This is a genomic window from Stenotrophomonas sp. 82F1 (assembly GCF_056861525.1).
On sequence record NZ_JBSPUD010000036.1, the window covers coordinates 18,971 to 28,109 of the forward strand.

The 9,139-nt window shown below is 66.8% G+C and carries 9 protein-coding genes; 1 reads left to right on the top strand and 8 read right to left on the bottom strand.

What is annotated here, in order from left to right; genetic code table 11:
* The 8 genes from AC13GI_RS21190 to AC13GI_RS21225 all read right to left on the bottom strand — a co-directional run bounded on the left by AC13GI_RS21190 (window position 1) and on the right by AC13GI_RS21225 (window position 7,317).
* Window positions 1–945 carry a type II secretion system F family protein gene (locus AC13GI_RS21190; RefSeq protein WP_482997273.1) on the bottom strand — a complete coding sequence of 315 codons (945 nt, stop codon included), beginning with the start codon at window positions 943–945 and terminating at the stop codon, window positions 1–3.
* Window positions 946–947: 2 nt separating this feature from the next.
* Window positions 948–2,297: a TadA family conjugal transfer-associated ATPase gene (locus AC13GI_RS21195; protein WP_099818737.1), complete on the bottom strand. Its 1,350-nt coding sequence runs from the start codon at window positions 2,295–2,297 to the stop codon at window positions 948–950.
* Entirely contained in the window at window positions 2,282–3,538 is a 1,257-nt protein-coding gene (locus AC13GI_RS21200; protein WP_099818736.1) for a CpaE/TadZ family protein, read from the bottom strand. Before AC13GI_RS21200 ends, AC13GI_RS21195 begins: the two co-directional genes overlap by 16 nt.
* Before the next feature lie 28 nt (window positions 3,539–3,566).
* Window positions 3,567–4,925 (bottom strand): type II and III secretion system protein family protein, encoded by a 1,359-nt coding sequence (locus AC13GI_RS21205; RefSeq protein ID WP_482997274.1) that lies wholly within the window; start codon window positions 4,923–4,925, stop codon window positions 3,567–3,569.
* 18 nt (window positions 4,926–4,943) lie between these two features.
* A complete protein-coding gene (cpaB, locus tag AC13GI_RS21210; RefSeq protein WP_482997275.1) occupies window positions 4,944–5,993 on the bottom strand; it encodes a Flp pilus assembly protein CpaB in 1,050 nt (349 codons plus the stop codon).
* Window positions 5,994–6,017: 24 nt separating this feature from the next.
* Window positions 6,018–6,491 (bottom strand): TadE/TadG family type IV pilus assembly protein, encoded by a 474-nt coding sequence (locus tag AC13GI_RS21215; protein WP_089235916.1) that lies wholly within the window; start codon window positions 6,489–6,491, stop codon window positions 6,018–6,020.
* A complete protein-coding gene (locus AC13GI_RS21220; protein WP_482997276.1) occupies window positions 6,488–7,033 on the bottom strand; it encodes an A24 family peptidase in 546 nt (181 codons plus the stop codon). The genes AC13GI_RS21215 and AC13GI_RS21220 overlap by 4 nt, the downstream gene beginning before the upstream one ends.
* Before the next feature lie 101 nt (window positions 7,034–7,134).
* On the bottom strand, window positions 7,135–7,317 hold the full coding sequence (locus tag AC13GI_RS21225; protein WP_025878547.1) for a Flp family type IVb pilin: 183 nt from the start codon (window positions 7,315–7,317) through the stop codon (window positions 7,135–7,137).
* Between the two features lie 691 nt (window positions 7,318–8,008).
* Between AC13GI_RS21225 and AC13GI_RS21230 the strand changes: the two genes are divergently transcribed.
* Window positions 8,009–8,989 (top strand): AraC family transcriptional regulator, encoded by a 981-nt coding sequence (locus tag AC13GI_RS21230; RefSeq protein ID WP_099818732.1) that lies wholly within the window; start codon window positions 8,009–8,011, stop codon window positions 8,987–8,989.
* Window positions 8,990–9,139: the final 150 nt, after the last annotated feature.

The window sequence follows — 9,139 nt, forward strand, 5'->3', positions numbered from 1 at the left end:
TCATAGCGATTTGGCCAGGCGATACAGCAGGAAGGCGCCAGTCAGTTCCATGCACAGGGCGATCAACAGGATCTTGTGGCCCAGCGGATCGTGCAGCACCGGCTGGAAGAATTCGGGGCTGGAGATCGCCATCAGCACCGCGCTGGCCGGTGGCAGCAGGCCCAGTACCCAGGCCGACATGCGGGTTTCAGACGTGGTCGCGGCCAGTTCCTGCTGGGCCTGTTCGAGGTCACGCATGAAGTCGCCCATGCGCTGCAGGATCTGGTCGGCACGGCCACCGATGCGCACGCTCACCCCCATCACCACCGCCAGTACCTTCAGCACGTCCATGCGGTAGGGCTGCGCGGCCAGGTTGAGCGCGCGGTCCAGGTCCATGCCGCCGCGGGCATAGCGCACGGTGGTGTCGAGCAGGCCGCGCAGCGGTGCGTTGGTCTGCATCGAGGCGACCTGGAAGGCGGCCTGCAGGCTGTTGCCGAGCGCGGTCAGGCGCACCAGGTTGTCGAGGAAGTCCGGCAGCTGGTGCAGCAGCTGCGCCTGCAGCTTGCCGGTGCGGCGCATCAGCCACAGCCAGCAGCCCAGCAGGTACAGCAGCAGGGTCAGGGGGAACATCCAGGCGGTGCCCAGCCGCAGCACCGCGAATGCGGACAGGGCGATGCCCGGCAGCAGCATCAGCAGTGGCAGCTTCCAGCCCGGCATCAGGCCGGCACGTTGCAGCTGTCCGTCCCAGGGCAGGGTGCGCCGACCCGGTGCAGGCAACGGGGCCTGCCGCGCCGCGTCGGCGGTGGTATTGGCGCCAGGGCCGGTGCCGCGCGCCAGCTGCTGCTCGGCATGCTGCAGGGAGGCCTGGCGCTGTTCGCGGCTGTTGGCCGTCCCCCACAACCACACGGCCAGCGCCAGCAGCACCGACACGATGCTCAGCACACCCAGCAGCAGGCCGGTACTCATGCTTAGAAGTCTCCGTACAGGGATTCGCGCAGCAACTGCCGGAACGGTTCCAGCTTGTGCGAATGCGGCTGGAAGCCCAGGCCGATCCAGCGATCGATTTCCTTGCCACTGCCATCGATCTGCACTTCGTGGCGGAACATTTCCTGGGTGGTGATCAGGTTGTCGCTGACGCCGGTGATTTCGGTGATCGACACCAGCACGCGGCGGCCGCTGCCCAGGCGCGAGATCTGCACGATGAAGTCGATGGCACTGGCGATCTGCCGACGCAGGCTGTCCTCGCTGCCCTGGAAGCCGGCAAACCCGGCCAGCATCTCGATGCGGTACAGGCAGTCGCGCGGCGAGTTGGCGTGGATGGTGGCCATCGATCCGTCGTGGCCGGTGTTCATCGCCTGCAGCATTTCCAGTACTTCGGCGCCACGCACCTCGCCGACCACGATGCGGTCGGGGCGCATGCGCAGGCTGTTGCGTACCAGGTCGCGGATGCTGACCGCACCCTGGCCCTCGGCGCCACCGATGCGGCTTTCCAGGCGCACCACATGCGGGTGGTTGAGCGAGAGCTCGGCGGTGTCTTCCACGGTGATGACGCGTTCGTTGGCCGGCACATAACTGGCCAGCGCATTGAGCAGTGACGTCTTGCCCGAGCTGGTGCCGCCGGAGACCAGGATGTTGCAGCGGCCCAGCACCATCGCCTTCAGCAGGGCCTGCATCGGTGCATCGAAGGTGCCCTTGGCCAGCAGTTCATCGGGGGTGAAGGGGTCCTTGCGGAACTTGCGGATGGACACCATCGGCCCGTCCACCGCCAACGGCGAGATGATCGCGTTGAGGCGACCGCCATTGGGCAGGCGCGCATCGACCATCGGATTGGAGTCATCCAGGCGGCGGCCGAGCGGGGCGATGATGCGGCGCAGGATGCGCAGCAGGTGGGTGTCGTCGGTGAAACGCTGTGGCGCGCGTTTGAGTTGCCCGCCCTGGGAGACATGCACATCCTTGAAGCCATTGATCAGGATGTCTTCGATGGTGGGGTCATGCAGCAGGTCATCAAGCGGGCCGAACCCGGTCAGCTCTTTGACCAGGCCTTCGGCCACCACCTGCATTTCTTCTTCGTTGATGGGGATGCGCCATTCCTGGATGAAACTGACCGTCTGCACCTCCACCCAGCGGGCGATGGTGTCCGGGGCCCAGGAATCGATGTCGATGCGCTCGTCTTCGATGCTGTTGAGCAGGTGCTCGTGCGCGGCCGACAGTACCTTCTGGTACTGCTCGGTCTGTGCGAACGGCAGGCTGCCCGGTGCATGCTCCGGCACCGTGTTGCGGGCGACAACGTGCGGGAACGGGGTCACTTTGTCTTCCATTGCGATCCACCCAGGGCAAGGGCAAGTCTTTCCCGCAGGCCATGCGTCTGGACCGGGCAGGCAGCCGGATCCAGGCGTTGCACCAGCGGGGCGAGGGCACGCAGGTACGGGTCGCGCGGCGCATCCTGCAGCAGCAGATGACCGTGGCTGGCGGCGGTGCGCACCCGTGGCCGCTCGGGCAGGGTGGCCAGCAGCGGCAGCTCGAAGCGGCGCGCGATCTGTTCGGGACTCATGCCACTGTTGTCGTCGTGGCGGTTGATCAGCAGCTGCAGGCGCTTCTCGCGATCGCGCTGGCCGGAAAGGTGCTTCAGGGCGTGGTCCAGCGACACCAGCGTGGCGATGGAGGCGTCGGCCACCAGCCAGATTTCATCTGCCTGGTCCAGCAGCAGCGGCGGCAACTGCCGCAGCGGGCAGCCGCCGGCATCACACAGCACGCTGGCAAACACGCTGCGCAGGCGCTGCAGCAGCGCGCCAGGGTCGGACGGCGGCAGCGCGTCGCTGCCGCTGGCACGATCAAGCAGGACCAGGCCGCTGGAATGCCGCGCCATCGCGGTGCGCGCCAGGGTGGCATCGATGCGGCTGGCATTGCGCAGCGCGTCTTCGTAGTGGAAGCGGCTGTCAAGGTTGAGGTACAGGGCAAGGTCGCCGGCCGGCTGCGCCAGCTCCATCAGCAGCCCGTCCTGCACGGCCGCATCGCCTTGCGCCAGGGTATGAGTCTGTTGTGCGAGCACCGACAGATGTGCAGCCAGGGTGCTGGTGCCGACGCCGGCGCGCACGCCCAGCAGCACGATCAGCCGCGCCTTGTGCGCCTGCTGTGCGCTTGCGGCGGGCCGCGGCGACAGGGCGCGGCGCAGGGCGGCCTCGATGCCGGTGTTGTCACTGTCCAGGTCCAGCACATCGCGCAGGCCGGCGCGCAGTGCCATCACCACACCTTCAACCTGACCGGCGCTGGTTGCACCCACAGCCACCAGAGTCAGATCGGGCTGGGTCTGCTGCAGCTGCTGGGCCAGCACCGTCGATGCCGACGCATGCTCCGGGCGGAAGTCGAGCAGAACCAGGTTCTGCGGGCCACGCTGCAGGTCCTGTGCCGAGGTCGGCTCGCCGCTGTCCTGCCAATGCAGTGCCGTGGCCGGCGGCAGCTTGGCAGCCAGGCGCGGCAGCAGTTCACGGTCGATCCCGTACAGGACCAGGTTCATCGGTGGTCCTTGCGGGTGCAGCGGCAGGGCAGTGGCGTAGGGCATGGGCGTGGTACCGGAGACGTCATGTGGGTCAGCGCGAGAAACCGGGAACCGGATCGCGGCTGATCGGGCCAAGCAGCCACGCGCCCCATTCGGGCATGTTCGGCTTGGCTTCGCGATCGCCGGGCAGCGGCAGTTCGGTATTGCGGGCAATCGGCTGTACCAACCGCGGCGTGACGATGATCACCAGTTCCTTGTCCTGGCGCTTGTAGTCGAAGTTGCGGAAGAACGTACCGATGATCGGCAGGTCGCCGAGCAGCGGAATCTTGTTGACCGTCGATGCCACGGTGGAACTGACCAGGCCACCGATGACGAAACTCTCGCCATCGCCAAGCTCGACGGTGGTATCGGCGCGGCGGGTGGTGATCGACGGGATCTGCACGCCGTTGAGCGCGATCGCGTTGGTGTAGTCCAGGTCGCTGGCTTCCGGCGCCACCTTCAACGCAATGCGGTTCGGTGAGAGCACGGTGGGGGTGACGGTCAGGCCGATGCCGAAGGGCTTGTAGGTGACCGTGGTCGTGCCGAGTCCCTGCGGCTCCAGGATCGGCAGTTCGCCACCGGCCAGGAAGCTGGCGCTCTGCCCGGACAGCGCAACGAGGGTCGGCTCGGCCAGTACGCGCGCCATGCCGTTGGCCTGCAGCAGGTCGACGTCGGCGTTCCACAGGCCCTTGGTCGAACCAAACACCAGCCGGAACGCCGAGGAAATCGGTGATTCGCTTTCGTTGCTGGACTCGCCTTCCTTCATGCCGGGGAGAATGCCGGTGTTGCCTGGCAGCTGCCCACCGGGTCGGGCGAATCCATAAGCAAAACCACCGTTGCGGTTCTGGAAGTTGATGCCGATCTGCTTCAACGCGGTCTTGTTGAATTCGACCACCTTGACCTCGACCTGCACCACGCCGCCGCTGCTGATGGTGGAGGCGTCGGCCAGGCTGCCGTCCTTGCCCAGCGCCATCACGGCGGTCTTCTGTTCCTGCATGTGCGCCAGCACGTTGTCGCTGCTTCCCAGCAGGAGCCCCTGCTGATCCTGCTGGGTGAAGACCAGTCCGCTGGAACCGGCATCGGCTGCGCCCTGCACGGCACTCTGTACGCGCACCTGCACACGCTGCGGTTCACTCTGCTTGCGGTGCCACAGCAGCAGGGTGGTGGTGCCCGGCGCCTTGCCGACCAGCAACGCCTGGCGTGCGCCACGCAGCATCACGATGTCAGCCACGCCGGGATCGGCGATGGCGACCCGTTCCAGGTCGGCTGGCAGCGTCCATGGCCGCTGTTCGCGGGTCTGCAGCAGCAGGTCGTCGGCAGCCACGCTCGCACCCGGTGCCAGCAGCACCAGCAGCAGGGCCAGCCAGCGCTGGCGGACAGAGGGGCGTAGGCAGTAGCGACGTTCAGTCATGTGCGCTCTCGGCAAGGGTCAAAGGGAGCCACGGGGAGCGGCAGTGTCGCCGCGGATGATTTCGATGCCCGCCGGTCGCGGTGTCGAGCGGCGCTGCACCGGTGCACGCGCCGGCGTTTCGTGAGCGTTGCGCTGCACGCTGCTGCCGCGGCCAGCCAGTGCGTCGCCATCCAGGCCTGCGTAGGCGTTGTTCTCCGGCCGCTGCAGGGCCTGCTGCTGTTCGTTGTCCAGGCCGCGCACCGGGTCAAGTACGCCGCGCGCCTGCGGGAACAGCGCCAGGTCCGGCAGGCCGGTATCGGCGGGATTGCGCAGGGCCAGGAACAGCTTGCCCTGCTGCGCGCCGAGCAGCAGGCGGTTGGCATCGGCCACCGGTACCGCCAGCACCGCGGTGCGTGCCGGCTGCGTGGCATCGCTGCCGTTTCCGTTGCTGTGGCCGCTGCTTGAACCACTGGTGATGTCGGCCGCGCGAGAGTCGTTGCTGGCCGTGGCCGGTGCCTCACCCTGGGCAGGGCCGGGGGCTACCGCAATGTCCTGCTGACCGTAGCTGAGCACGCGCAGGCGCGACAGCAGCAGGCGGGTCTGTGCGATGTCCTGCTGGCCGTTGTAGCTGGTCGCGGCGCTGCGCAGGTTGAGGAAGACGTCGACGAAATCGCCGGGCAGGATGCGGTTGCCTGCCGCGACCAGCTCATCGACCGGCACCGCCAGTGCCCGTTCCCCCGGCCGCAACTGCAGCGAGAAGCCCTGCGCGAGCAGGCTGGCGCCAATCGCGCTGCCTTCGCTGATGTCCTGCACCGGTACCTTGCCGACCACCGCGGCCAGGTCGGCCACCGCCCCCGGCACTTCGGTGGTGCGTTGTGTCAGCCGCACGCCATTGGCGCTGATCGGCTCGCCGGCAGGCAGCCGCGCGGTGGCTTCGACGACACTGAACGTCTGCGCATTGGCCGTTACGATCGTGCTCGGATTGTCCGCCGAAGCCGCAGGCTTGCGACCGATCACGAAGGCCACCACGGCGAGCAGCACGGCGAGTGCGATCAGGGCGATGGCGGCGATGCGGGTCAACTTGAGCATGGAATTCGTCTCCTGTACCGATCGTCAGTTGCTGCCAAGGTCCAGCTGGGCGACCGCGACGCTGCGAATGGGGGCGCCCATCACCCAGCCATAGAGCGTGGCGGTGCCGGGCAGGAAGGGATGGGCGTTGTAGTCGTAGCTCACGGTCACGGTCATGCATTGCACCGTCGCCAGGCCGGCGCAGGGCGCCTGCGGCGAGACCACGATGGCACCGGCGCCGCCCGCGCTGCAGTCCGGGTTCTGCCTGGAAAACTGCAACAGCCACTGCATGGAGCGGCGGGCTGCCAGGCAGGCTGCCGTGCGCCGCTCGCCGGCGCTGCCATAGCGCAGCGACGCGCGCGCGCCCTCGGCCGAGGCCGTGGCCAGGGTCTGCTGTGCGGCCATGATCAGCACGCCGGAAAAGGTGAACAGCAACAGCGGCACCAGGCCGAGCAGCAGCATCAGCGCGAATTCGATGCTGGCCACGCCGCGTTGGCGGCGACGTGCGAACGCTTTCATGCCACGTCTCCATAAGTCGTTGCCAGTACCCAGCCAATTGCCGCGAAGGCCAGGTAGGCGGCGTAGGGAATACCCTGTCGCCCTTGCCGGGCGGCCTGCAGCTCGCGCAGGGCAGGGTGACCATTCCAATGCGTGCTGGCGCGATTGACCTGCATCTGCAGGCGCAGCGGCAGGTGACCGGCCAACTGCCGTCCGACGATCACCAGCATGGCGTGGGCGCCTGCGGCCAGGCTGGCCAGCACCCATACCGGCAGCAATGCCTTCCAGCCCAGCAGCAGGCCGAGCACGGCGAAGAACTTCACATCGCCGGCGCCCATCCAGCGCACCGCATAGAACGGCAGCAGTGCCAGCAGGCCAAGTGCCGCGCCCAGCAGGTGGGGCGCCCAGGTCGTGCGCGTTGCATTGAACTGGTCGGCGATGATCAGTGGCACCGCGATCGCGCACGCGGCCAGCAGCCAGGTGTTGGGCACGCGGCGGGCGTACAGATCGCTGATCGCGATCCGCAGGCACACACCCATGGCCAGCAATCCCAGCAGTGTCATCGCACACCCTCTTCGTCCGTCATTGGACAGTTGCAGACCCCCTTCATCGGCCACCGCGGTCGCCATCGAAGCGACCGCAGGTGCTGTACCCCGCGCGACGGCTAGGTGGTGGTGGCGTCGGTGGCGATGGCCTGCAGGCGGGTGAACAACGTGGTGAAGAACGCGGTGATCTGGGTTCTGCCCACCACGATCAGGATGCCGGCGATCACGGCGGCCAGCAGCCCGTACTCGAGCGCGGTCACGCCATCTTCTTCTTTCAGGAACTTGCGGATCGATGCGTTCATGACGGTTGTCTCCCTCTACCTGTCAGTTGCTGCAGGACACCTGCATGGGCGGTGGCCCGGCTCCGCCGGGACCGTCCGTAGGCCTCTGCCATCCTGGCGGAGGAGGCACGGCGGGCAATCCCGCTGTGCTCAAGCAGGGTGATCATTCCCGGGCAGGGCAGCGGCCGCGCAACCGCGACCGCACGGCACCGGGCCGGTGGTCGAAACGGTATTTCGCAGGTGCATGGTCATGCTGTCCCCCTGGGTGTGGCCGCTATCTGCGTGCCCGATCACCGTGTATTCGACTTTGCCTGAATGGCGGTTCCCTGCAACCGGAACCTATATGCAAATTCGGCAGATTCGGTGAATTGCTGAATATTCAGGCGCAGATCTGTGACGCAAATCCGTTCCTGCGCAAAACGATTCATGGTCGTGCAGATAATGTGAGGTCGATCTGCGCGCATGCGAAAACCATGCCATCCGCACGCACATTTTCTTCACGTCGTCGATAATCGGCTGGCGTCGAAACATCCTGTTTACGGCTGCGGATTATCGGGCATACTCGCATTCAAGGTATTGCATTTTCATGGATGGGCGCGCGTGCCGCGCAGCGACCATCACGGCAACGGACGATGCTCTTGGAAACGGCGTGCGCCCTGTCAGGCAGTGGGGGCGGGGTCGTACAGCAGACCAAACGGGGGACGACACTGTCATGGTCGATGGTGGGGTGGAAGGCAACGACGACGGCGATCTCAGGTCGATCGACCTGGCCACGCTGAGCGGCGTGCTCCGCGTGTGCGATGTGGAACTGTTGCTGCTGGATGGCAATGGTCCGCGCGCGGCATTCGCTTCGCGCGTTCACGAGGAAGCCCTGTTCTGCAGCATCACCTGCGGCTTCCACTGCCGCGGCCGATTCATGCTGCCCCCCGACTGGGCCATGCTCGGTTACCTGCACACCACCGACGATGCATTGAGCTGGTGCCATGGCGTGCCGCTGACGCCGGGCATGGCGCTGGCCGTGATGCCCGAAGGCATCAGTGAATTCACGCTCAGCCCCGGCACGCAGATGACGCTGATGCTGGTGCCGGTCGCGCGCGTGCAGCGCAAGCTGACCGAACTGAGCCTGCGCAGCACGCCTCCGGCGGGGCAGGCACTTTCGCTGTTCAACCTCGGCGACGAGGCAATGCCCCTGGTGCGCCATTACCAGCAACTGCATGCACAGCTGGGGCAGGGCGGTGGGCTGCAGCCGGAGGAAACCGAGCGCCTGCTGCATGAGCATATCCAGGCACTGCTCGGCGCGGGCCCGGCCGATCGGCCCAGCTGCAGCCGCGCCCGCCGCACGCATTACCTGATCGCGCAGCGGGCGGAGAACTTCATGCGCCTCAACCTGCGTCGCAATATCTACATGAACGAAATCTGCGACGCCGCCGGCGTCAGCGAACGCGGCCTGCGCTATGCGTTCGAGGATCTGTTCGGTACCTCGCCCAATCGCTATCTGTCGATGCTGCGGCTGTGTGCGGCCTGCCGCAGCCTGTCGATGGCCGATTCCAACCGGCGCTCGGTCAAGGCCATCGCGCTCAGTTGCGGGCTGTGGGATCTGTCGCGCTTTGCCGACAACTATCGGAAAGTCTTTGGCGAACTGCCGCGCGACACCCTGATGCGCGCGCCCGCACAGCTCGGCCAACCGGCCTGAGGGTATCGGCCGGGCTGCCGCCCGGCACCCGCGGTAGTGCCGGCCGCTGGCCGGCAACCTCAACAGCAACAGCCACAGCCACAGCAACAGCAACAGCAACAGCCGGCTCTGGGTTTTCTGTGGGTTGGCGGGGCGGTGTGGGCTTGCAGG

What these genes read in the sequence shown, in the direction of transcription:
- AC13GI_RS21200 (WP_099818736.1), bottom strand. Translation starts at nt 3,538, where the DNA reads ATGCCCTACGCCACTGCCCTGCCGCTGCACCCGCAAGGACCACCGATG.
- AC13GI_RS21205 (WP_482997274.1), bottom strand. Translation starts at nt 4,925, where the DNA reads ATGACTGAACGTCGCTACTGCCTACGCCCCTCTGTCCGCCAGCGCTGG.
- AC13GI_RS21195 (WP_099818737.1), bottom strand. Translation starts at nt 2,297, where the DNA reads ATGGAAGACAAAGTGACCCCGTTCCCGCACGTTGTCGCCCGCAACACG.
- AC13GI_RS21215 (WP_089235916.1), bottom strand. Translation starts at nt 6,491, where the DNA reads ATGAAAGCGTTCGCACGTCGCCGCCAACGCGGCGTGGCCAGCATCGAA.
- AC13GI_RS21225 (WP_025878547.1), bottom strand. Translation starts at nt 7,317, where the DNA reads ATGAACGCATCGATCCGCAAGTTCCTGAAAGAAGAAGATGGCGTGACC.
- AC13GI_RS21220 (WP_482997276.1), bottom strand. Translation starts at nt 7,033, where the DNA reads ATGACACTGCTGGGATTGCTGGCCATGGGTGTGTGCCTGCGGATCGCG.
- AC13GI_RS21230 (WP_099818732.1), top strand. Translation starts at nt 8,009, where the DNA reads ATGGTCGATGGTGGGGTGGAAGGCAACGACGACGGCGATCTCAGGTCG.
- cpaB (WP_482997275.1), bottom strand. Translation starts at nt 5,993, where the DNA reads ATGCTCAAGTTGACCCGCATCGCCGCCATCGCCCTGATCGCACTCGCC.
- AC13GI_RS21190 (WP_482997273.1), bottom strand. Translation starts at nt 945, where the DNA reads ATGAGTACCGGCCTGCTGCTGGGTGTGCTGAGCATCGTGTCGGTGCTG.